The 22,501-nt window shown below is 65.4% G+C and carries 25 protein-coding genes; 18 read left to right on the forward strand and 7 right to left on the reverse strand.

Annotated features, from left to right (window positions below):
- Positions 1 to 150 precede the first annotated feature (150 nt).
- Together J3367_RS14450 and J3367_RS14455 are read left to right on the forward strand one after the other, a co-directional pair.
- Entirely contained in the window at positions 151 to 801 is a 651-nt protein-coding gene (locus J3367_RS14450; protein ID WP_024352310.1) for a hypothetical protein, read from the forward strand.
- Positions 786 to 2,756 (forward strand): AAA family ATPase, encoded by a 1,971-nt coding sequence (locus tag J3367_RS14455; RefSeq protein ID WP_244495415.1) that lies wholly within the window; start codon positions 786 to 788, stop codon positions 2,754 to 2,756. The genes J3367_RS14450 and J3367_RS14455 overlap by 16 nt, the downstream gene beginning before the upstream one ends.
- A gap of 133 nt (positions 2,757 to 2,889) precedes the next feature.
- On the opposite strand, the gene J3367_RS14460 is transcribed toward J3367_RS14455, so the two are convergent.
- Both J3367_RS14460 and J3367_RS14465 read right to left on the reverse strand, forming a co-directional pair.
- Positions 2,890 to 3,675 (reverse strand): HNH endonuclease, encoded by a 786-nt coding sequence (locus J3367_RS14460; protein WP_081652020.1) that lies wholly within the window; start codon positions 3,673 to 3,675, stop codon positions 2,890 to 2,892.
- Positions 3,676 to 4,131: 456 nt separating this feature from the next.
- Positions 4,132 to 4,440 carry a hypothetical protein gene (locus J3367_RS14465; protein ID WP_024352307.1) on the reverse strand — a complete coding sequence of 103 codons (309 nt, stop codon included), beginning with the start codon at positions 4,438 to 4,440 and terminating at the stop codon, positions 4,132 to 4,134.
- Positions 4,441 to 4,970: 530 nt separating this feature from the next.
- Here J3367_RS14465 and J3367_RS14470 point away from each other — a divergent pair.
- The 9 genes from J3367_RS14470 to ccoS all read left to right on the forward strand — a co-directional run bounded on the left by J3367_RS14470 (position 4,971) and on the right by ccoS (position 14,270).
- Complete coding sequence (locus tag J3367_RS14470; protein WP_155898578.1) at positions 4,971 to 5,378, forward strand: hypothetical protein; 408 nt, start codon at positions 4,971 to 4,973, stop codon at positions 5,376 to 5,378.
- A 664-nt stretch (positions 5,379 to 6,042) separates the two neighbouring features.
- Positions 6,043 to 7,686, forward strand: coding sequence for a cytochrome-c oxidase, cbb3-type subunit I (gene ccoN, locus J3367_RS14475; RefSeq protein WP_373279278.1), 1,644 nt, complete (start codon positions 6,043 to 6,045; stop codon positions 7,684 to 7,686).
- 10 nt (positions 7,687 to 7,696) lie between these two features.
- On the forward strand, positions 7,697 to 8,497 hold the full coding sequence (gene ccoO, locus J3367_RS14480) for a cytochrome-c oxidase, cbb3-type subunit II (protein WP_244495416.1): 801 nt from the start codon (positions 7,697 to 7,699) through the stop codon (positions 8,495 to 8,497).
- Between the two features lie 10 nt (positions 8,498 to 8,507).
- Positions 8,508 to 8,663 carry a CcoQ/FixQ family Cbb3-type cytochrome c oxidase assembly chaperone gene (locus J3367_RS14485; protein ID WP_024352303.1) on the forward strand — a complete coding sequence of 52 codons (156 nt, stop codon included), beginning with the start codon at positions 8,508 to 8,510 and terminating at the stop codon, positions 8,661 to 8,663.
- Between the two features lie 3 nt (positions 8,664 to 8,666).
- Positions 8,667 to 9,539, forward strand: coding sequence for a cytochrome-c oxidase, cbb3-type subunit III (gene ccoP, locus J3367_RS14490; RefSeq protein WP_024352302.1), 873 nt, complete (start codon positions 8,667 to 8,669; stop codon positions 9,537 to 9,539).
- Positions 9,540 to 9,755: 216 nt separating this feature from the next.
- Positions 9,756 to 11,309, forward strand: a complete 1,554-nt coding sequence (gene ccoG, locus J3367_RS14495; RefSeq protein ID WP_421461463.1) for a cytochrome c oxidase accessory protein CcoG — start codon at positions 9,756 to 9,758, stop codon at positions 11,307 to 11,309.
- Between the two features lie 3 nt (positions 11,310 to 11,312).
- Positions 11,313 to 11,795, forward strand: coding sequence for a FixH family protein (locus J3367_RS14500; RefSeq protein WP_024352300.1), 483 nt, complete (start codon positions 11,313 to 11,315; stop codon positions 11,793 to 11,795).
- A 10-nt stretch (positions 11,796 to 11,805) separates the two neighbouring features.
- Positions 11,806 to 14,115, forward strand: coding sequence for a heavy metal translocating P-type ATPase (locus J3367_RS14505; RefSeq protein ID WP_024352299.1), 2,310 nt, complete (start codon positions 11,806 to 11,808; stop codon positions 14,113 to 14,115).
- A complete protein-coding gene (gene ccoS, locus J3367_RS14510) occupies positions 14,112 to 14,270 on the forward strand; it encodes a cbb3-type cytochrome oxidase assembly protein CcoS (RefSeq protein ID WP_081652019.1) in 159 nt (52 codons plus the stop codon). Before J3367_RS14505 ends, ccoS begins: the two co-directional genes overlap by 4 nt.
- A 38-nt stretch (positions 14,271 to 14,308) precedes the next feature.
- Here ccoS and msrB read toward each other — a convergent pair whose 3' ends face one another.
- Positions 14,309 to 14,716, reverse strand: a complete 408-nt coding sequence (gene msrB, locus J3367_RS14515) for a peptide-methionine (R)-S-oxide reductase MsrB (RefSeq protein WP_024352298.1) — start codon at positions 14,714 to 14,716, stop codon at positions 14,309 to 14,311.
- Positions 14,717 to 14,841: 125 nt separating this feature from the next.
- Here msrB and J3367_RS14520 point away from each other — a divergent pair, with 125 nt between their 5' ends.
- Positions 14,842 to 15,057 (forward strand): hypothetical protein, encoded by a 216-nt coding sequence (locus J3367_RS14520; protein ID WP_024352297.1) that lies wholly within the window; start codon positions 14,842 to 14,844, stop codon positions 15,055 to 15,057.
- 79 nt (positions 15,058 to 15,136) lie between these two features.
- Here J3367_RS14520 and J3367_RS14525 read toward each other — a convergent pair whose 3' ends face one another.
- The 3 genes from J3367_RS14525 to J3367_RS14535 all read right to left on the reverse strand — a co-directional run bounded on the left by J3367_RS14525 (position 15,137) and on the right by J3367_RS14535 (position 17,084).
- Positions 15,137 to 15,835, reverse strand: a complete 699-nt coding sequence (locus tag J3367_RS14525) for a ribonuclease activity regulator RraA (RefSeq protein WP_024352296.1) — start codon at positions 15,833 to 15,835, stop codon at positions 15,137 to 15,139.
- A gap of 67 nt (positions 15,836 to 15,902) precedes the next feature.
- On the reverse strand, positions 15,903 to 16,580 hold the full coding sequence (pncA, locus tag J3367_RS14530; RefSeq protein ID WP_024352295.1) for a bifunctional nicotinamidase/pyrazinamidase: 678 nt from the start codon (positions 16,578 to 16,580) through the stop codon (positions 15,903 to 15,905).
- Between the two features lie 156 nt (positions 16,581 to 16,736).
- Positions 16,737 to 17,084, reverse strand: a complete 348-nt coding sequence (locus tag J3367_RS14535) for a hypothetical protein (RefSeq protein WP_024352294.1) — start codon at positions 17,082 to 17,084, stop codon at positions 16,737 to 16,739.
- 266 nt (positions 17,085 to 17,350) lie between these two features.
- Here J3367_RS14535 and J3367_RS14540 point away from each other — a divergent pair, with 266 nt between their 5' ends.
- The 4 genes from J3367_RS14540 (at position 17,351) to J3367_RS14555 (ending at position 19,923) form a co-directional block, all read left to right on the forward strand.
- The gene (locus J3367_RS14540) at positions 17,351 to 17,731 is read left to right on the forward strand and encodes a hypothetical protein (protein ID WP_024352293.1); all 381 of its coding nucleotides are present in this window, start codon (positions 17,351 to 17,353) and stop codon (positions 17,729 to 17,731) included.
- A 354-nt stretch (positions 17,732 to 18,085) separates the two neighbouring features.
- On the forward strand, positions 18,086 to 18,616 hold the full coding sequence (locus tag J3367_RS14545) for a hypothetical protein (RefSeq protein WP_228240968.1): 531 nt from the start codon (positions 18,086 to 18,088) through the stop codon (positions 18,614 to 18,616).
- A gap of 354 nt (positions 18,617 to 18,970) precedes the next feature.
- Entirely contained in the window at positions 18,971 to 19,117 is a 147-nt protein-coding gene (locus J3367_RS14550; protein WP_085931392.1) for an ABC transporter, read from the forward strand.
- A 158-nt stretch (positions 19,118 to 19,275) separates the two neighbouring features.
- Positions 19,276 to 19,923 carry a hypothetical protein gene (locus tag J3367_RS14555; RefSeq protein ID WP_024352291.1) on the forward strand — a complete coding sequence of 216 codons (648 nt, stop codon included), beginning with the start codon at positions 19,276 to 19,278 and terminating at the stop codon, positions 19,921 to 19,923.
- Between the two features lie 123 nt (positions 19,924 to 20,046).
- Here the strand turns inward: J3367_RS14555 and J3367_RS14560 are convergent, their stop codons facing one another.
- On the reverse strand, positions 20,047 to 20,790 hold the full coding sequence (locus J3367_RS14560; protein ID WP_024352290.1) for a GntR family transcriptional regulator: 744 nt from the start codon (positions 20,788 to 20,790) through the stop codon (positions 20,047 to 20,049).
- A 101-nt stretch (positions 20,791 to 20,891) separates the two neighbouring features.
- On the opposite strand from J3367_RS14560, the gene dctP reads away from it, so the two are divergent.
- Together dctP and J3367_RS14570 are read left to right on the forward strand one after the other, a co-directional pair.
- Positions 20,892 to 21,881: a TRAP transporter substrate-binding protein DctP gene (gene dctP, locus J3367_RS14565; protein WP_024352289.1), complete on the forward strand. Its 990-nt coding sequence runs from the start codon at positions 20,892 to 20,894 to the stop codon at positions 21,879 to 21,881.
- A 78-nt stretch (positions 21,882 to 21,959) separates the two neighbouring features.
- A complete protein-coding gene (locus J3367_RS14570; protein WP_024352288.1) occupies positions 21,960 to 22,499 on the forward strand; it encodes a TRAP transporter small permease subunit in 540 nt (179 codons plus the stop codon).
- Positions 22,500 to 22,501: the final 2 nt, after the last annotated feature.

Genomic DNA, 22,501 nt, shown 5'->3' on the forward strand with positions numbered 1-22,501 from the left:
ATGTTCGCACTATGTTCTCATTCATGATCAAGCGCACCGAAAAGAAGATGTCCGTCGTCGTGGCTGTGCGCCCGACGACCTGCAGCGCCGGATAGGGTAATCAGCCCGTCGTCCGGCGAACGCCCACGCGTTTTCTTTCGGACCGACGACATGCCCTCCCGCAATCATTCCCTTTCTGACAATTCCAACGCCGGCAATTTTACGGACCTGCACACGCTTTCCCGTCGTCGGGCCTCCTCCGCCCGGCGCTTCGGGCCCGTGGGTACGGTCTTCTGCATCGGCCGCCCTGTCTTCCGCTCGCAGATTGCCCGCGATCTCGCGTTGCTTCTCGATCTCGATCCGGCTGTCACCGCATGGTCGTGCCTGCCGGCCGTCGTCGAGTTGGCGAGCGCCGATGGTGAGATCGTCAATCACGTGCCCGATTTCCGTGTCGTCGGCAGCGAAGGGCGCGAAAGCTTCCTGGATGCCGGCGAGACCGGCCTGACACCGATCGGCCCGACGATCACCTATCGCACGATTCCTGAAGACGAGATCCGCGTCGAACCGGCGCTCGCCAACGCCCGCGAGATGATGCGCTACGCCAAACGCGTGGTGCCGCTCGGCGACCGGGTGCGCCTGCTCGCCTACCTCGAGGAGATGTCGCCGATCACACTGATCGAGGCCGCCTCCGCCATGCGCGAGAGCCCCGAACCCATCGGTGCCGTCGTCGCGCTCGCCCTGAAGCGCGTGATCGCCCTGGAGTGGCGCGAAACGCCAATCGGCCCCGAGACACAGGTGAGATCCCGATGTCGACAGAACTGAGAACAGGATTCGAAGGGCTGCGCCTGCGGGCGCGCCGAGGAAGACATGCGATGAGAAACCGACCGGACCCGGAAGATTTGGCGTTGTTCAACGCAGCCACATACGAGATCGTCGAGGACCTGAGTCCGTCTGCTCGCATGTTGTTTGACGCTGTCGATGCGAACATCGCGGCCACGACCCGCTTGCGAGGTGACCGGCCGCTCCTCGTCACCGCGAGCGTGTTTTCGGATCACTGGCTGGACAGCGCCAGGCAAGCGATCAAGACCGCGATCCGAGCGGCATGGCCGGATCCACACCTGCCGATCACGACGATGACCGCGACGACGGCGCACCGGCTCGATCATGGCTATCCGTTCGAGCTTCATCGACTGCCTGAGATGCTGAACGAGACGACACCCTGCATCTGCCTGTTCCCGCCCCAACACGAGGCTCCGGAGATCCTGCGCGTTATCTCGGACGCCTTCATCGAGATCATTGATCCTTCGCGCGAGGACCTCGAGTTTCGGCTCGGCTTCCTGGACGAGCCTCCGCATCTGCCTGATGGGACGACCGGCTCGGTCTACCGGCCACTCGAACTCGACTTTGCGGGCGGGCGCGGCCGCACGCCCGCCGAGCGCCTTCGCCTGCTTGAAGAGATCCGCGGCATGCGGATTGCGAGCGAGCAGGCGACGCCCGGGAGAAACATCACGACGGGTCCCCGCATAGAAGATCTGCACGGCTATGGTGATGCGGGGCGATGGGCGCTGCAACTCGTTGCGGATCTATCCGCCTATCGGCGGGGCGAGATCGGCTGGGAAGACGTCGACGCCGGCGCACTCTTCGTCGGCCCGCCCGGGACGGGCAAGACCCTGCTCGCGCAAGCAATCGCGAATTCTGCCGGCGTCCACTTCACAGCGACGAGCTACGCCCAGTGGCAGTCCAACAAGTCTGGTCATCTGGGGGATGTCACCAAGGCCATTCGTGCCGTCTTCGAGGCGTCCGCGAAGAACCTGCCGGCGATCGTCTTCATCGACGAGATCGACACGGTCCAAGGGCGCGGTGGATCTAACAGGTCCGCCGACGCCTGGTTCACGGCGATCGTCACCTGCCTCCTGGAGTGTCTGGACGGGATTGGTCGGCGCGAGGGCGTCGTGGTCATCGCGGCGTGCAATGACGATGCGAACCTCGACGCGGCGCTTGTCCGGTCCGGACGTCTCGACCGGAGGTTCTGGATCGACCTGCCCAACGAGGAAGCGCTTGCAGGCATCTTTCGCCATCACCTCGGTGACGGGATCGAGAGCGCTGTCATTGAGGACGTCGCTGCGCTGTTCGCTGGCACGATTTCCGGCGCGGACGTCGTGCGCATCGCACGCGATGCCCGGCGTCGGGCGCGCATGGCAAAGCGTCCGCTTGGCGGCGATGATTTGATCGCGGTTGCAATCCCGCCCGATACGCGCTCGCCAGCAATGATCCGGCGAATTGCGATCCACGAAGCGGGCCACGCCGTGATCGGAATGGCCATGGGGGAATTCCCCATGGCTCTCTCGCTGATCGACGGCGCTGGCTCCGGCGGGCATGTCACCTACGCGATCGACGATGAAAGCTTTGAAGGGCTTGCAGTGGATCTGCATCGGCAGGTCGTCGCGTTGCTGGCCGGTCGAGCGGCGGAAGAGGTCATCCTGGGTGCGGCTTCGGCTGGCGCGGGTGGATCGGATAGCTCCGATCTTGCCCAGGCGACACGACTGGTCGCAAGGACCGAAGGCTCGCTCGGGCTCGGGTCGTCGCTTGTCCATGGCGCTCAGATAGACAGCAGGCTCGTCCATGGTCGTTTGGCGCGGCTCTATGCCGAAACGGTCGTGATCGTTCGGCAGCATAAGCCAGCGATAGAAGCACTAGCCGCGTTAGCGATCGCAAGGCGCGTGCTCGGACGCGCCGCTCTAGAGAGTTTCGCTAGGGAACACGACCTTCGACGTTGAGTGCAAACCCTTGCCGGCGATCTGACTGGCAAGGGTTTTCAATGCACGAGAACCCGACCCGATGTGATCGTTGCAAGATGTCGATGACACATTATCGGTAGACCTCGGATTTTACCTTAGATTCGAATCATGGCTATGCCTGTCTTCCCCGCAGCAGTTCGGCGTCCGGCCATAAATCCTCATTTTCCGGCAGCTTCAGTCTCGAGCCATGGAGCGACATCACCGCAGCCTCGTCGATTGGCTCATATCCACCGCACTCCATGTCGGGATCACTGAAGCGGACGATCCTATCAGGCCCAATTTGCAGCCACCCGGCGTCGAACAGGCGGTGATGATTCGCGCAAAGGCAGATGCCGTTCCTCGGGTCTGCTCTCAACTTGCGCTGACCAGATGCCCAAGGGACGATATGAGCGGCTTCCAAAATTTCGGTGAAGCCTATCGAGCAAACAGCACAGCGATATCCGTACGCTTCTAGGATCGCGCTCCGGAAGACCCGCTGCACATCTCCCCTAGAAAGAGTGGCTACCCATTTATCCGGCGCCGTATTCGGCTCTTGCAGTAGCTCGGATGCAATTTTGTTCAGATCTTCCTGTTTTCTTATAGAAAATGGGTTCTCGAGGTTATCCCAATCGAACTGGTAGATTTCTTCCAGATCAGTTTGATCGCCCGGCACCCCCAGGTAGCCGCCGCCCTGAACACCGCTCGCCTTGTTGTGTACGAGAGCAGTCAGGCGCGGGTAACCTTCGCTTTGGCAGTAGTCCTGGATCGGACCTAGCACATAAGCCATTGGCCTCCAATGTATACCAATTTCGTCCGCCGCTTGCTTATATGTAACCGAGGTTTCTGCTTTCGCAGTCCTCACTAAAATCAACCACAGTCGCCCAGCACGCTGAAGCTGATCTACTTTTTGATCTGACATGGTCACCCTCCCCCGCACCCCATTTCGATGATTATTCCTTGAACCATATAGCTACGGCCGCCTTCAAAGGTCCGGGGTATTCGAACAGCCGAATGGCCGCGACTCTGAAGAGATCAGCAATTCCGTTTTGGGTTCAGCGCCAAGGGAGTCCGCTTTTCGCCGTATCTGGTCCGGAACAACGCGGGGAAAACCATCTACTACCATCAGGCCGCGAATATGAGGGCACCTCCCTCGAAGCGACGATGGATTCAGCCCTCAAATGAGACTGCGGGAAACCCGTTGTCGCCTGCGGGAAACTATGTATCGCGTGACATCGTTGCCCGAACATTGGGGTCGTCGCCGACCCACGGTATCAGGAAGCGTTGCGGCACATGCCGCAAGATTCCGCTCGCCCGCTCTTCTTTCACGTCGGCAGCCAAGATTTTCACGCAGGCACGATTTGCCGGCGCGCCGGCACTAGACGCCGGCCTCGAACACCAGATCCATCTTGTCGAAATCAATAACCTGGACCACTGGCACCCCTGCTACCTCTCCGCTATTGCCAGTCGTTCGCTCGATGCCGGCTCGCGTGAAGCACTCCGCGGCAAGGCGGACACCTTTGAGCTTCTGCCCGTTTTCAGATGCCAGCTTTGCGGCTCCCTTGACGAGGTCGATGATCTCTTCACCCGAACAGTGCGCCGCATCGATGGTGACTGTCCCGCCTTCAGCCTTGGCCTTCATTTCCGCCTCAATAGCTCCGAGCGTGTTGTCAACGAAGTCTGTCATTTCACCCTCCAATGATCTGCCTTGCCGAAACAACTGGCAAAGGCGCGGCCCGTTCCTGCTCCCGGATCTGGGAGACGGATCTCACCGGCTGCTGGCGCTTCGCGCCGACCTTCTGCGACAAATCCTATTGTCACCTGAGGCGAACTATGTGGCGCGCCGATCGCGTAAGTCGTTGATTTCGAGCCGGCCGAGTGGGACGATTGCGGGAAACTATGTGTCGCGGGACAAAGAGCCCCGGAAGCCCTGCTTCCGGGGCTTTTTCGTTTTGGTGACGAGACTCCTGCTCCGGGTGGCTGGACTCCCCCGGTTTCACGCGACGGCGCGCGTACGGGGCCGGCCTGCCGCCGCAAACGGATTGGCAGCAACCCTGCACGGCGCGACGAGCCAGAACGGCCCTCTGCGGCGTCATGACCTGCGACGGACGTTCGCTCTCCCGTCCCGGAGGCACCCGCCCGCGCTTGCCTTGCGCCGACACTCCCGGCAGCTTGATCGGGTGACGCAACGGTAGGCATGCGATGAAGAGGGCTTTGGTGACGATCTTTACCCTCGCCCTGGCGTGGACGCCGGTCGAGGCACGGACCAAGGCGGCCGCCTGGGTGGTGAAGGAACAGATCGCCGAGGCCTGCGATGGCGGGCGGGGCACGATCGATCCGGTCGGCGTGATCGAGCGCGACCTCGACGGCGACGGCAAGTCGGACCTTATCCTGTCCCATGACGCGATCTTCTGCGGCGACGGTCGGTTCGGTCGCAGCATGTTCTGCGGCGCGCAGGTCTGCTCGGTGATCTTCTATGTGCGCCGTGGCGGGCTCCTGAAGAAGGTCGGCGAGGTGCTCGGCGGCGGCGTCACGATCGGCGAGGGCCGCCGCCCGCCCATCTCCATGTACGGGCATGGCGGCCAGTCGGTCTCGGTGAAGTGGAACGGCAAGGCGTTCGAGTGAGGCGTGGCGCTGCGCGGGGCGTGACGGGCGACGGCGCGTCGGTGACGGCCGTTCTGCAGCGCCTCTGATACCGCCACCGTCGAGGCATGGGTCCTCGGGTCAAGCCCGAGGATGACGCGCGGCGGATGTGGCGGCCAGCCGTCGTGCGCCTCTGCGGTCGCTTCTGCTTCTGCGTTTTGACCACGTTCTGTTCAGCGTCGGCTTCCGGCTTCCGGCTTCCGGCTTCGCTATCATCATCGTCACCCGCCACCGTCGTGGTCGCCATCGCTGCCGATCTGCATCGGCCAGCACGCGCCGTCCAGTGCGCTGACGCGCCATACTCCCGAACGAGGTCGTCTTACGCGCCAAGCTCCCGAACAAGGTCGTCATCCTCGGGCTCGACCCGAGGACCCATGCCAAATCCTGGCAGCCGCCTACCGCCTCGCGGGCATGGGCTCCGCCGCGCCGCGGCAACCGCTGCTCCCCCTGACAATCCACGCCGCATCCGTCACACCCCGCACCGGCCGAGCCCACGCGCTTGCGCCCGCAACACCCGCCGCCAGCGCATAACGCCGCCTCCCGCGACCCCGCTTGATCGACATCAAAGCGCCGGCCCGTCGCCGCTGCCACACCACCCCCATCCCGCGATTGCGACCGTCTGATCGAATCGGCGTCCGGCGGGCCTATGACCGAGGGGGTTCCTGACGTGAAATACCAAACCGAGGCGATGTTCATCGGCGGCGCGGCGCTGGTCGCGCTGCTCGGGGCCGGCTTTGCCAGGGATGCGCAGTTCGCCGCGCATGCCTATGTCCTGTTCTTCATCCTGGCGGGCGCGACGGTGGTGCTGCTGCGGCGCATCGAATTCGCCGACGCCGCGCAGATCCCGCTGAAGACCAACGGCACCGAATATGCCGACGAGGTGGTGCGCTACGGCGTCATCGCGACAGTCGCCTGGGGCATTGTCGGATTTCTCGTCGGCGTGCTCGCCGCCGCGCAGCTTGCCTGGCCCGATCTCAACATCGAACCCTGGTTCAATTTCGGCCGCGTGCGTCCGCTGCACACCTCCGCCGTGGTCTTCGCCTTCGGCGGCAATGCGCTGATCGCCACCTCCTTCTACGTCGTCCAGCGCACCTGCCGGGCAACCTTGTGGGGCGGCAATCTCGCCTGGTTCGTGTTCTGGGGCTACCAGCTCTTCATCGTCCTGGCGGCGACCGGCTACCTTCTCGGCATCACCCAGAGCCGCGAATATGCCGAGCCGGAATGGTATGTCGATCTGTGGCTGACGGTGGTCTGGCTCGCCTATCTGGCGGTGTTCCTCGGCACGCTGATCCGCCGCAAGGAACCCCACATCTACGTCGCCAACTGGTTCTATCTGGCCTTCATCGTGACCATCGCGATGCTGCACGTGGTCAACAATCTCTCGATGCCCGTCTCCTTCATGGGCGCCAAGAGCTATTCGGCCTTCTCCGGCGTGCAGGATGCGCTGACCCAGTGGTGGTACGGCCACAACGCCGTGGGCTTCTTCCTCACCGCCGGCTTCCTCGGCATGATGTACTACTTCATTCCGAAGCAGGCGAACCGGCCGGTCTATTCCTACCGCCTGTCGATCATCCACTTCTGGTCGCTGATCTTCCTCTACATCTGGGCCGGGCCGCACCACCTCCACTACACCGCCCTGCCCGACTGGGCGCAGACGCTCGGCATGGTCTTCTCGATCATGCTGTGGATGCCCTCCTGGGGCGGCATGATCAACGGCCTGATGACGCTGCAGGGTGCCTGGGACAAGCTGCGCACCGATCCGATCCTGCGCATGATGGTCATCTCCGTCGCCTTCTACGGCATGTCGACCTTCGAGGGTCCGGTGATGTCGATCAAGGCGGTGAACTCGCTGAGCCACTACACCGACTGGACCATCGGACACGTCCATTCCGGTGCGCTCGGCTGGGTCGGCATGATCTCCTTCGGCGCGGTCTATCATCTGGTGCCCAAGCTCTGGCACCGCGAGCGGCTCTACAGCCTCCGCCTGGTCAACTGGCACTTCTGGCTCGCGACGCTCGGCATCGTCGTCTACGCAGCGGTGATGTGGGTCTCGGGCATCATGCAGGGCCTGATGTGGCGCGAATACGGAGCCGACGGCTACCTCGTCTACTCCTTCGCCGAAACCGTCGCGGCCATGCATCCCTACTACGTGCTGCGCATGATCGGCGGCCTGATGTACCTCGCCGGCGCGCTGATCATGGCCTTCAACGTCTACAAGACCATCCGCGGCGAGATCCGGTCGGAAGTACCGATGGGCGGACAGACGCCCGCAATCCAGATGGCAGGGTAAGGGGCCAGACATGAGCAAGGAAACCGAACGTCCCACCCTCGACGGCGCCCTGCCGGAAGTGAAGGCCGACCCGGTCGCCCGGGGCATTCTCGCCAAGCATGGCCGGGTCGAGCGCAACGCCACGCTGCTTCTCGTCCTGTCCCTGCTGGTGGTCAGCGTCGGCGGCATCGTCGAGATCGCCCCGCTGTTCTACCTGGAGAACACCATCGAGAAGGTGGAGGGCATGCGGCCCTACTCGCCGCTCGAGCTCGCCGGGCGCAACATCTACATCCGCGAGGGCTGCTATACCTGCCACAGCCAGATGATCCGGCCGTTCCGGGACGAGGTCGAGCGCTACGGCCATTACAGCCTCGCGGCGGAATCCATGTTCGACCATCCGTTCCAGTGGGGGTCGAAGCGCACGGGCCCCGATCTTGCCCGTGTCGGTGGTCGCTACAGCGACGAATGGCATGTTCAGCACATGATCGAGCCGCGCTCGGTCGTGCCGGAATCGGTGATGCCATCCTACGGCTTCCTGGCGACCACCGATCTCGACATGCGCGATCCGGCCGGTCACCTGCGGGCCAATCGCGCCGTCGGCGTGCCCTACAGCGACGAGATGATCGAGAACGCCAGGGCCGACCTGATGGTCCAGGCGACCGCCAATGGCGACACGACCGGCCTTCTCGCCCGCTACCCCAAGGCGGTCGTCGGCACCTTCGACGGCAACAACCAGCGTCTCACCGAGATGGATGCGCTGGTCGCCTACCTGCAGATGCTCGGCACCCTGGTGGACTTCTCCGTCTACGAGCCGGAACGCAACGACCGCTAGGAGCCTCCGGATGGATTTCGACTACCACAGCATGCGTGCCTTCGCAGACAGCTGGGCGCTTCTCGCCCTGACGCTGTTCTTCCTCGGCGTTCTCGCCTGGGTCCTCCGGCCGGGCGCCAAGCGCGCCGCCGACGATGCCGCCAGCATCCCCTTCAAGGAGGACTGACCGATGAGCGATCACAAGGACATCGACGACGTCAGCGGCATCGAGACGACCGGCCATTCCTGGGACGGCATCAAGGAGCTCAACAACCCGCTGCCGCGCTGGTGGCTGTGGACCTTCTACGCCTCCATCGCCTTCGCGGCGGTCTATACGGCGCTCTATCCGGCCTGGCCGCTGGTCAATTCGGCGACGACGGGCCTGCTCGGCTGGTCGAGCCGTGCGGATCTGCGCACCGAGATGTCGGCGCTGGAGATGGCGAATGCCGACCGCATCGCCGCCATCCGCACCTCGAACGTGGCGACCATCGCCGCCGATCCGGAGCTTCGTCCGTTCGCGATCGCCGCCGGCGAAGCGTCCTACAAGGTCAATTGCGTCCAGTGCCATGGCTCCGGCGCCGCCGGCAGCCCGGGCTATCCGAACCTCAACGACGACGCCTGGATCTGGGGCGGTTCGCTGGAGGAGATCGCCGTCACCCTGCAGCACGGCATCCGCTATGCGCCGGACCCCGACACCCGGGTCGCCGACATGCCGGCCTTCGGTCGTGACGGCATTCTCGATCGCGACCAGATCGCCGACGTCTCGCAATATGTCCTGTCGCTGACCGGCCGCGACGACCGGCCCGACGCCGCAACGCGTGGTGCCGACATCTACGCGCAGAACTGCGTCTTCTGCCATGGCGAGGCGGGCGAAGGCATGAAGGAGGTCGGCGCGCCCGCGCTCAACGACGCGATCTGGCTCTACGGCCGCGACGCGACCGCCATCGCGACGCAGATAAGCCGTCCGCGCCATGGCGTCATGCCGGCCTGGGGCGAGCGCCTCGGCAACACCGCGATCAAGGAACTCGCGGTCTACGTCCACAGTCTCGGCGGCGGCGAATAGGATCCCGCCGCCCGGTCGCGAGGGAGGTCGCGACCAAAGCCCCCGGCCCGCCAGCCGGGGGCTTCGTCTTGTCGGCAAGGCCTCGTCCACGATGGTGCGCTCCCGCGACGCACCCACGCACCGCCGGGCGTTGATGCAGATCAAGGCCGGTCCGCCGACGCGGGGCTATCGACACGGATGCCGCCCTGCGGTGCCCGCCGAACGTCGAGAGAGACCATGCTGCATCAGCCCGACATCGAACGCCTCGACGTCGAAGCCGTCAACGCCGCCAGTCGCCAGGACCAGCCCCTCTACGCCAAGCGCGAGAAGATCTTCCCCAGGCGCACCGAGGGGCAGTTTCGCCAGCTGAAATGGCTGATCATGGCGATCACCCTCGGCATCTACTACGTGACCCCGTGGCTGCGCTGGGATCGTGGTCCCTACGCGCCCGATCAGGCCGTCCTGATCGACATGGCCAACCGCCGCTTCTATTTCTTCTTCATCGAGATCTGGCCACAGGAATTCTTCTTCGTCGCCGGGCTTCTGGTCATGGCCGGCGTCGGCCTGTTCCTGGTCACCTCCGTCGTCGGCCGGGGGTGGTGCGGTTACACCTGCCCGCAGACGGTCTGGACCGACCTCTTCCTCGTCATCGAGCGCTTCTTCGAGGGCGACCGCAATGCCCGCATCAAGCTCGACAAGGCGCCCTGGAGCCTCGACAAGCTGCGCAAGCGGGTCCTGAAGCACGCCACCTGGATCGTCGTCGCCGTGGCGACCGGCGGCGCCTGGATCTTCTACTTCGCCGACGCCCCGAGCCTGCTGACGAGCTTCGTCACCGGCGAGGCGCCGTTCATCGCCTATGCCACCGTCGCTCTCCTGACCGCCACCACCTACGTTTTCGGCGGGCTGATGCGCGAACAGGTCTGCATCTACATGTGTCCCTGGCCGCGCATCCAGGCGGCCATGCTCGACGAGGATTCGCTCACCGTCACCTACAATGACTGGCGCGGCGAACCGCGGACTCGCGGCGCCAAGAAGGCTGCCGCGGCGGGCGTGCCGGCCGGCGACTGCGTCGACTGCAACGCCTGTGTCGCGGTCTGCCCGATGGGCATCGACATCCGCGACGGCCAGCAGATGGCCTGCATCACCTGCGCCCTGTGCATCGACGCCTGCGATGGCGTGATGGACAAGCTCGGGCGCGAGCGCGGCCTGATCTCCTACGCCACGCTCAGCGACTACAACGCCAACATGGCCGCCGCCACGGACCCGGCGACCGGCGCCATCGACCCGTCCCGCGTGCGCGACCATGCGGGCCGCTTCATCGCGGGGCTGCGGCATTTCGACTGGCGCATCATCCTGCGCACCCGCACCCTGATCTACCTGGCCATGTGGTCGGCGATCGGCGTCGGGCTGACCATCGCGCTGCTGGCCCGCGACCGTCTGCAGATCAACGTCCAGCACGACCGCAACCCGGTCGCCGTCACCCTCGCCGACGGGTCCATCCGCAACGGCTACACCGTGAAGCTGCTCAACATGCTGCCGCAGCCGCGCACGATCGGGCTGGCGCTCGAAGGGCTGCCGGAAGCGACGATGACCATCGCCGACATCGATGCGCCGGCCGCGCGAAGCTTCGACATTCCCGTCGCGCCGGATCAGCTGCGTGCACTGCGGGTCTTCGTCGCCCAGCCGGCGAGCGCGCTGCAGGCGGGCGAGACCAGCTTCCGCTTCGTGGTCACCGATCCGGTCGCGGGTGAGACCGACAGCTATTCCGCAATCTTCGAGACGGGGAACTGACCCATGCTGCGTCGCGTGTTTCGTCCTGACAAATTCACCGGCCTGCACATGATCGGCGTCATGGCGCTGTTCTTCGGCACCATCATCTCGGTCAATCTCACCCTGGCCATCTTCGCCAGCACGAGCTGGAGCGGCCTCGTCGTCGAGAACAGCTATATCGCCAGCCAGCATTTCAACGAGCTGACGGCCGAGCGCACCGCCCAGGCCGGGCGCGGCTGGACGGCGACGACGGCTTATTCCGACGGCGTCTTCCGCGTCGATCTGCGCGATGCCGGGGCCCGGCCGCTGCGGGGCGCGCTGGTCGCCGCCACCATCGGGCGCCCCGCCACCGAGCGCGACGACCGGACCCTGCGCCTCGCGCCGTTGCGCGCCGGTGGCTACGGCGTGACCACCGATCTCGCGCCGGGGATCTGGGAGGCAGAAGTCCGGGTCGATGCGACTGGCGAAAAGCCCTGGCAAAGCGCGATCCGCTTCGTGGTCAAGTGAGCGCACGACCATGAGCTGCTGCGGCACCGCCTTCACGCTCCCCGCTGACCTCGGCGACGTCGCCGGCCCCGTCGACCCACGGACCGAGGAACTGCGCCATGCCGGGCGGCAGGCCCCGGACGGCACGGTGACCTATGTCCTGTCGGTGCCCGGCATTCGCTGCGGCGCCTGCCTGTCGGCCATCGAATCCGGCCTGAAGCCCCTGCCTGGCATCGCCTCGGTTCGGGTCAATCTCACCCTGCGCCGGGTGACCGTGGTCACACGCTCCGCCAAAATCTCGCCGGCGGTCATCACCAGCGCACTGGACGCGCTCGGTTATCCCGGCACGCCCGTCGATCTCGGCGATCTCGAAACCTTGGGCACCCGGCGCGAATCGACACGACTGCTGACAGCGCTGGCGATCGCCGGATTCGGGGCGGCCAACATCATGCTTCTGTCGGTCTCCGTCTGGTCCGGGGCCGATGCCGCGACGCGGGATCTCTTCCATCTCGTCTCGGCCCTGATCGCGGTGCCGACCGTGGCCTTCGCCGGCCAGCCCTTCTTCCGCTCGGCCGTCTCGGCTTTGCGGGTCGGGCGCCTGAACATGGATGTCCCGATCTCGCTGGCCGTCCTCCTGGCCCTCGCCATGAGTCTCTACGAGAGCCTGAACGGCGGCGCCGAAGCCTATTTCGACGCGGCCGTGACGCTGATCTTCTTCCTGCTGGTGGGCCGGTATCTCGACCAGCGCATGCGCGAGCGCGCCCGCAGCGCCGTCGTCGCCATCTCGCGACTGGCCGCACGCGGCGCGACGCTGCTCGCCGATGGCGAAACCCGCTACGTGCCCCTCGACGAGGTGCAGCCCGGCATGGTCCTGCGCGTCGCCGCCGGCGAGCGGATGCCGGTCGATGCGATGGTCCTCACGGGCCGGAGCGAACTCGACCGCTCGCTCGTCACCGGTGAAAGCGCGCCCCTCGCCGTGGCGCCGGGCGCCCGCGTCGAGGCCGGCACCCTCAACCTGTCGGGCGCCCTGGAGGTCGAGGCGCTGACGAGCGCGGACGATTCCTTCCTCGCCGAGATCGTCCGCATGATGGAAGCGGCCGAGACCGGTCGCGGACGCTATGTGCGCGTCGCCGACCGGATGGCGCGGATCTACGCGCCGGCGGTCCATCTCCTCGCCGCGGCGACGTTCCTTCTGTGGCTGATCGCGACCGGCGGCGACTGGTATCAGGCGCTCTATGCGGCGATTGCGGTTCTGATCGTCACCTGCCCCTGCGCGCTCGGCCTTGCCGTTCCGGTGGTCCATGTCATCGGCGCCACGCGCCTCTTCGAGGCCGGCATCCTGATGAAGGACGGCACCGGGCTTGAGCGGTTGGCCGAGATCGACACGGTGCTGTTCGACAAGACCGGAACCCTGACGACGGGCACGCCCCATGTCGCGGCGTCGAACATGCCCGCAACCGGTCGCGACGTGGCGCGCGCCCTCGCCGGCCGCTCGAACCACCCCGCCTCACTCGCGCTGCGGCACTATTTGGGAAGCGGTCCTGTGGCGGAGCTCGACGACATCCGCGAATGGCCGGGATGCGGCATTGCCGCCCTCAGGCAGGGTCGCCGCGTCCGGCTCGGACGCGCGGACTGGGTCGCCGAGATCGCGGGCCAGGCTGCGCCTGCCACCGAGGGTGTCTGCTTCGCCATCGAGGGGCAGACATTGGCGAATTTCACGCTTGGGGAATCGCTGCGGACCGGCGCGCATGAGGCTCTCGAAGCCCTGCGATCGGCTGGGCTCAACACCGAATTGCTGTCGGGCGACGGCGCGGTGGCTGTGCACCGGGTGGCGGGCGAACTGGAGATCGGGCATGCGGCAGCCGGCCAGTCGCCGGCGGCAAAGATCGACCGGATCCGCGCGCTTCAGGCAGGTGGTGCCCATGTCCTGATGGTCGGTGACGGCCTTAACGACGCGCCGAGCCTTGCCGCCGCCGATGTTTCCATGGCGCCGGCCTCGGCCTGCGATGCCGGGCGGCTCGCCGCCGACTTCGTCTTCACGCGCGACAGTCTGCGCAGCGTGCCCTTTGCCCATGACATCGCGCTGCGCGCAAAGCGGCTGGTGCGGCAGAATTTCGGACTGGCGATCGCCTATAATTGCATCGCCGTGCCGCTGGCCATGGCGGGTCTGGTCACGCCGCTCGTGGCGGCGATCGCCATGTCGGCGTCCTCGATCATCGTGGTGGCCAACAGCCTGCGACTGTCCGGAGGCGGTTTCGACGGCAAAGCCGGGACGTCGGCGCAGCCGGTCACGGAAGCCCGGTCATCGGGCTTCGAGCCGGCTGCCGAGGCAACGGCATGAATAACCTGCTGATCCTCGTGCCGATCGCGCTGCTGCTCGGGCTGGTCGGCCTCGCGGCCTTCCTGTGGACCGTGCGCACCCGCCAGTACGAGGATCTCGACGGCGCGGCATGGCGCATTCTCGCCGATGACGACACGCCACCGGGCGACAGGTGACGCCACGCACCGGGATCGCCGGTGCGTGGCGGTCGTGATCAGGCGTCGTCGGGCTCAAAATCCATGGCGACGCCGTTAATGCAGTAGCGCAGACCCGTCGGCGGCGGGCCATCCGGGAAGACATGCCCGAGATGGCTGCCGCACTGGCTGCAATGGCACTCGGTGCGGACCATGCCGTGGCTGCGATCCTCGGTGGTCTCGACGGCGCCTTCCACCGGCGTGTCGAAGGACGGCCAGCCGGTGCCGCTCTCGAATTTCTGGCCGGCGATGAACAGCGGCTGCCCGCAGCCGGCGCAGGTGAAGGTCCCCGGCCGCTTCTCGTGCAGCAGGGCACAGCTGCCCGGGCGCTCCGTCCCGTGGCCGCGCATCACCTGATACTGCTCCGGCGACAGCATCGCGCGCCACTCGGCATCGGTGCGTGTGACGGGGTAGGTCTTGGCGTCCATGTCGGTATCCTTCCGTGTCTGTTCCGGTCCGTCGGGAACGAAGCCCGCCGTAGCGGATTGCCCCCCGAACGGATCGGCTGGCTCCCATATAGGGGCGCTGCCGCCGCAACGCACGGGAGTGTCATATGAGCAATGTACCGGACAGGTTCGACAACCAGCAGAACAATCCCGACGCCCAGGATCGTGACCAGGACGTCAGCTACCGCCAGAACGCGCCGAAGGCGCGGCCCTCGCAGGACAACGCCTTCGATCGCCCGGGCAGCGTCGACCGGCTGGGCGGCGAGATCGAGCGGCGCCCGGCCGAGACGGTCAAGGGCGATGGCACGGCCGACGACACCTAGGCCGTCCTGACAGATCGGACATGAAAAAGGGCGGCGCTGCGGCGCCGCCCTTTTGCGTTCTGACGAGGCGCGCTGAGCCTTAGCGGCCGCGGCTCTTCTCGTAGCGCTCGCGGGTTTCCACATTCGGCGGATAGAGGCCCGGCAGTGCAACACCGCGATCGACCTCGGTCATGATCCAGGCTTCCAGCTCTTCCTGCTCGACGCAGGCATCGCGCACCTCGTCGACGAGAGCGGCGGGAATCACCACGGCACCATCGTCGTCCGCCACGATCAGATCGTCGGGGAACACCGCGACGCCGCCGCAGGCGATCGGCTCCTGCCAGCCGACGAAGGTCAGCCCGGCCACCGAAGGGGGTGCGGCAACGCCCGCGCACCACACCGGCAGACCGGTGCCGCGCACGCCGGCGAGATCGCGCACGACGCCGTCGGTGACGAGGGCAGCGACGCCCTTCTTGACCATGCGGGCACACAGGATGTCGCCGAAGATGCCGGCGTCATCGACGCTCATGGCATCGACGACGGCGATGCAGCCGTCCGGCATCGCCTCGATGGCACCACGGGTGGAATTGGGCGACGACCAGGATTCCGGTGTCGCCAGATCCTCGCGCGCCGGCACGAAGCGCAGCGTGAAGGCGCGGCCGACGATCCGCTCCATGCCGTCTTCCATCGGCATCGGGCCGCGCAGCCAGACATTGCGCAGACCCTTCTTCAGGAGGATCGTAGTGATCGTCGCGGTGGCGATCTTGCGAAAGACTTCGTTGGTCGAGGTTTGGCTCACGGAACACGCTTCCTGCTGATGACGGTGGCCATCGATACCGCAAGTCGCGGCGCGATCAAATGCCAAGTCAGGCTGATGAAGCGCGATCGGCATCCTCGCCCGCCGGCGAACCGGGGAGAATCTCGTCGGACTGGCAGCGCCCGACACCCGCGGCATTAAGGTCCCGCCAGGCCCGCGCCAGCGAGCCGTCGAGGTCGATCGACCGGCAGGCATCCTCCACGACGACCACCTCGAAGCCGGCCCGCCGCCCGTCCAGCGCCGTCCAGGCGACGCAGAAATCCGTTGCCAGGCCCGCCACGAAGACCCGGCCGACGCCGCGCTCGCGCAGATAACCGGCCAGCCCCGTTTGGGTGGCGTGGTCGGCTTCGACGAAGGCGGAATAGCTGTCGACGGACGGATGGAAGCCCTTGCGGACGATCATCTGAACGTTGGGGACATGCAGGGCCGGATGGAAGTCCGCGCCGCTCATGCCCATGACGCAGTGATCGGGCCACAGCACCTGCGGCCCATAGGGCAAGGTAATCATCTCGAACGCGTTGCGCCGATGGCTGGACGCAAAGGAGACGTGGTCCGGCGTGTGCCAGTCCTGGGTCTGGACGACGACCGGAAAATGCGGCGCCAGCGCGTTGATCGGCGCCACGACGCTGTCGCCGTCGAGCACCGCCAGGGCGCCGCCCCGGCAGAAGTCGTTCTGTACGTCGACGATGATCAGCGCATCGTCATGCTTGATATCGATATTCGCCATGACCCGAACCTGACAGTTCGTTCGCCGCGAGGAAAGTCCGCACGCGCAGCAACGGCACCCGGAGCCACATTCCGTGAGCCCGAACGGCAACGGCCATGCCGGGATCTCTCCGGCATGGCCGTTGCGTCTGAAACCTGGTCGTACGGTCTGGCGGTGTCAGCGAAGGCTGGCAGCGGCGCGCAGATCGGCCTTCGGCGAGACGTCGAGGACGTCGCCCGTGCGGGTGATCATCAGGTCCTCGGTGGTGCCGCCATTGCGGGACGGAACCTGAACGGTCAGTGTCTCACCGTCCGACAGCGTCGAGACGAAACGCAGCGGGCTGCCCGTCTCGCCGGCCTGCAGCGTGGTCACGACGCGGAAATCTTCGCCCTCGACCGTGTAATAGGCCGCGCCCTTGACGCCGCCGAGATCGATGGTCTTGCCGGCCAGCGGCTTCAGTTCTTCGGCCTGTGCGGCGCCGAATGCGAACAGGGCGATGGCGGCGGTTGCGATTGCAGTTTTCATGTCTTTGGTCCCTCTGAAGAAGAATTGGACCTCCCTGTCCCGACAGCTAGGCGTCTTTGCTGCAACGCACAACGGCATGGCAGCCATGAAATATTGTCGGACCGCCTAGGCAAATCGGGCGATTGCCGATGTCTATCGCGGCGCCTGCGGCGAACTCCCGTGCCGAGCGCGACGCCTCCGCCATGGCAAAGTCACGGTCGGACCCTATGCTTGCGGGAAATCAGGCATGCGGGCCGACCGCTTGCAGCAGTCTTGGAGCCAACGAAATGTATCACCGGATCGCGTCGACACCCCTGGCCCTGCTTCTGGCAGGCGCGATGGCGACCGCACTGCAATATCCCGCCGCCGCGCAGACCGAGGCGCCCGCGATCGATGGCGAACCCGGTTCGGAATTCGTCGAGGTGTCGCTCGGCGACTGGGATCTGAAGACGGCGCTGGCGACGGATCTCGGCATCAAGGTCTCCGAGCTGCCACTGACCATCTCGGTGACGCCGGAACTCGCCGGCAAGGTCTGCCCGATCTCGCGCGAGGACCTCGCGCAGCAGGAGGTCATCAGCCCCACGCGGACCTGCGCGGCGAAGGAAATGACCGAGGAACTGCGCGACGAGGTACGCCGCGGAATCGAGGCCGGGACCGCGCAGGAATAGGCGATCACGCCTGCCGCCATCACCGGGTCGCTGTACGCTATACTCCCGAGGGGCAGCTTTCATGCGTACTGCGTCCGGAAAGCCCCACCTGCGTCACACCTTCGCCGGAATTGAACCCTCTGACGTTCTCGCCCGCGGCGTGACCCGTTTCGTGCGCGTCTCGCGTCCGATCAGGTTGCGCCGGTCCGTCCGGTCCAGCGTGCGAACCGGGTTCGTGCAGTCTTGCGAGACGATCGTCAGACGTGGGCAACAGATCCTTAATTTCCTTGCGATCATATGGTGCCGCGCCAACGTCGCGGTGCCGATCCGACAGACAGCCGGGTTCTACGGAACCGTAGAAAGACGAAGATGGTCATGCGCATTCCCGCCCTCGCTCCTGTTGCGGCTCTCGCCGTACTCCTCGCCGGTTGCGTGGGAGACGACATGGACATGGCCGCGCTCGATCTCTCGGCCCCGCAGGACGACGCCCATTGCCGAAGCCTGCTGATCATTCCCGGGGAACTGGTCTATGCCCAGTGCCGGCTGGCGCTGCGCAAGACCTATTTGAACAATTACAACGCCCGCAAAATCGCGATCCAGCAGCAATACGGCATGCTCGACGAGCGGCTGGACCAGGCGCTGCGGGCCGACGCCTTCTGCAATTACGACGAGGCCGTGAAGGCGTCGATCGAGGTGCAGGACGAGATGTCCCTCGCCGAGATCGCCTATGCCAGCTGCGGCACCACGCGGGAGCGCCTGCAGGAGGAAATCGTCACGACGACGGGGGTCGATGGCTTCGCTTTCACGGCTGCCGAACGCCCGACCGTCATCGATCAGAACGTCGCCGCAATCCGCGAATCGCGGGCGGTGATTCAGGGTCCGCCGACGAATGTCGCGGCAAACTGAGGGGTCGCGTCCTGCGGCTTGGAGAGCAACGCGGTGCAGTGCGGTAAATGCAGCACTCTGTTGCAGGATTTAACGAATCTTGAGCCTTGGCGGCCCTTGCAAACAGGACCGTTTTCGGATTGAGAGAGCAGAGGGACGAACACGGAGTTTCAGGCGCTTATGAAGGGTTCTTCATAATCCGCAGTCACACGTCGGAGCCAAACGCTTCTATTCCGTCACGTTGCCTGCGATGTGTGGCATTTCCGCACTTGCCCGTACCACCCAAACGCAACAGGTTCTTGTCGCACCGGCCGCAAAAAGGCGTCGGAATATTCAAGCTGCGGCACCAACCGTCACATTGATAGGTAGTTCAAAATGAAGAAAATCGTCATCGCATCGGTCGCGGTCGTCGCCCTCGCATCCTTCGCTGGCTGCATGGGCAAGGGCATCGGCAAGGGCAAGGGCAAGGCACCGGTTGCTGAGCCGATGGTCGTCGAGCAGACCTACGTCACCAAGGGCTGACCTTGGTTTCTTGGAGGGAGTCGCTCCGGCGCTCCCTCCAAGCGCCGACCAATTACTGGTCCACGCTACGCGTTCCGCGATGCTCGACATCGGGGGGCGCTTCTATGTCTTGTCCCCGTCGAATGGCCCCTGGCCGTCTTCGACTTGAAAGGCCGACAATGTCTTCGAAATTCCTGCGAATCGCGTTCGCCGCGGCTCTCGGCGCCCTCGTGACGGGCTGTACCTCGAACTCGGCCAATACCATGTCGGCCGGTGCACCGGTGAACTCCAGCGCCGCGCTCGTCGCGCCAGCCGCCTTCGCTCCGCCTCCCGGACAGTCCGGCGCCGCGCAGCAGCTCTCCAAGCCCTATTTCATCGACTTCCGCGCCCGCAACGCAATGAGCTATGGCCACACCTTCGTGGTCTTCGGCAAGCTGGACCAGAACGGCCGTGTCCCGACCGATTCGAAGGGCGTGCTGATTCCCGGCGTGACCGAGGTCGCCGGCCTGCATCCGGCGTCGACCAGCAACGTGCCCTATACGATCGGTCACTTCCTGCCGGTGCCGTCCGAGACCGGCCCCAGCGACGGCGACACCGAGATCGCCTACATGACCGCGAACTACCGGATCGACCTGACCGAGGAAGAGTATCGCGACGTCGTCGGCTATATCCGCAGTCTGCAGGACTCTTCGCCGGTCTGGCACGCGGTGCTCTACAATTGCAGTTCCTTCGTCGGCGACATCGCCGAGCATATGGGCCTCAAGGCGCCCAACCACATGCTGTTCCCGGAGAACTACATCAACACGCTGAAGGAAATGAACTCGTAGGACCGTCCCCGCGACGCTTCTCGTTCATCGACGATCAGGCCCGGCCGCGACAGCGCGCCGGGCTTTTTCTTGCCTGCCACAAGGAGCCGGATCGGTCGGTTGTCGTCTGAGCCGCCGCGACGGCTATCGCGCGGCTGCGCCAACGCTGGCCACCAGATCGGCGAAGCGCTCGCCCTGGACGGCGATATGCGCCCGCAGTTCCCGCTCGGCCGTCTCGCCATCGCCGGCGGCGATCGCAGCGACGATACGCTCATGCTCCTGCAGCGACTGCTTCATGCGCTGCGACACGCGCAGCTGCAGGCGGCGATAGGCCTTCAGCCGCATGTGCAGCCGCTTCGCCTCGGCCGCGAGGAAGGCATTGCCGCAGGCGTCGTAGATCGCGTGGTGGAACCGCTCGTTCTCGTAATAATAGGCGTCGGTATCCTGCTGGGCTGCCGCTGCGCTGCAGGCGACAAGCGCGGCTTGCAGGGCCGCCAGGGCCTGCGGCGCCGCACGGCGCGCGGCCAGGCGTCCGGCCATGCCCTCGAGCTCGGCCATCACCTCGAACATCTCCACCAGTTCGCCGAGGCCGACCTGCCGCACGAAGGCGCCGCGATTGGGCAGCTGTTCGATCAGCCCGGCCGATGCCAGCTGGTTGATCGCCTCCCGGACCGGGGTGCGCGACACCGCAAAGCGGCGGGCGATCGCCTGCTCGTCGAGGCGCTCGCCCGCCGTGCGGGCATTGGTGACGATTTCCTGTTCGAGCGCGTCGCGGATCTCGCTGGCCTTGGGCCGCGCCGAGGCGAGCCCGCCCTTCGAGACGGCAGCGGACTTGCCATCCCCGGCGGGAGGCATGATCGTCGCTGCGGGAACATCCGATACGCTCATCCAGATCGTATACAATCCAATTGACAAGGCATGCAAGAGAGTATTGGCTTGCCCCAACGCGTCGGGAGGCGCGGCAGAACAATCAACGGGAGGAGAATTCCATGAAGACGATGTTGCTGACGGCCGTATGTGGCCTTGCCCTGACAGCTTCCGCCCTGGCGCAGGACGTGACTTTGCGCGCCTCGCACCAGTGGCCGGGCGGCAAGGGCGACGTGCGCGACGAGATGGTCCAGATGATCGGCAAGGAGGTCGAGGCCGCCAATGTCGGGCTGAAGGTCCAGGTCTTCCCGAACGGTTCGCTGTTCAAGCCGCGCGACCAGTGGGGCGCCGTGACCAAGGGCCAGGTGGACATCACAGCCTTCCCGCTGGATTACGCGTCCGGCCGTCATCCTGAGTATTCCGCGACGCTCATGCCCGGCCTGGTCGGCAACCACGACCGCGCCCAGCGGCTGAACGATTCGCCCTTCATGGACGAAATCAAGAAGTCGATCGACGAGGCCGGCGCCCTCGTCCTGTCGGATGCGTGGCTCGCCGGCGGCTTCGTGTCGTCCAAGACCTGCATCACCAGCCCGGAAAGCGCCAAGGGCCAGACCCTGCGCGCCGCTGGACCGGCCTTCGAGCAGATGCTGGTCGGAGCGGGCGCGTCGATCTCGTCGATGCCGTCCTCGGAAATCTACACCGGTATGCAGCAGAACGTCCTGCAGGGCGCCAACACCTCGTCCGGTTCGCTGGTGTCCTATCGCATCTACGAGGTTTCGACCTGCCTGACCGCACCGGGCGAGAACGCCCTGTGGTTCATGTACGAGCCGATCCTGATGTCGAAGCGCTCCTTCGAGAAGCTGAACAAGGAACAGCAGGATGCGCTGATGGCCGCCGGCGAGAAGGCCGAGGCCTATTTCGCAGAGGAAGCGTCCAAGCTCGATGCCGAACTGATAGAGGTCTACAAGAAGAACGGCGTCGAGGTCACCGAGATGACCAAGGAGAACTACGACGCCTGGCTCGCGATCGCCAAGGAGACCTCCTACAAGGAGTTCGCCGAGAAGGTCCCGAACGGTCAGGCGCTGATCGACGCGGCACTGGCCGTCGAATAGCCCGTAACGCCGCCAATGCGACAACGGGGGCCGGCCTGGCCGGCTCCCGTTTCCCAGGCCTCAAGCTCGGAATCTGACATGCGGTCCTTCATCCGCGCCGTCTCGGCGGTCTCGCGCCTTCTCGGCGTCATCGGTGCCCTGTTGCTGCTCGCGGCGATCTTCGCCGTCTCGCACATGGTCTTCGTGCGCTACGTTCTCGTGCAGTCCACCGTCTGGCAGACCGAGTTCACGATCTTCGCCATCGTCGCGGCCACCTTCCTCGGGGCACCCTGGGTGCTCATCGAGCGCGGCCACGTGAATGTCGACATCCTGCAGATCGCCTCTGGGCCGCGGGTCCGCGCCATCCTGCAGGCGCTGTCGGGGCTTGCCTCGCTCGTCTTCGTCGGGCTGATCGCCTACGCCTCCTGGTACCATTTCCACGAGAGCTGGACGAATGGCTGGATGACCGAATCGGTCTGGGCCATCCCGCTCTGGATCCCGGTCCTGCCCATGCTGGTCGGCACCGTCTGGCTCGCCGTCCAATACATCGCCGAACTGATGCGCCTGTGGCTCGATGGTGCCGATCCGCACCTCGCCAATCAGGACGCCCTGTTCTCCGATACCGTCAAGAAAGCCTGATC

Source organism: Aurantimonas sp. NFXS3 (assembly GCF_049132005.1).
Classification (GTDB): Bacteria; Pseudomonadota; Alphaproteobacteria; order Rhizobiales; family Rhizobiaceae; genus Aurantimonas; species Aurantimonas coralicida.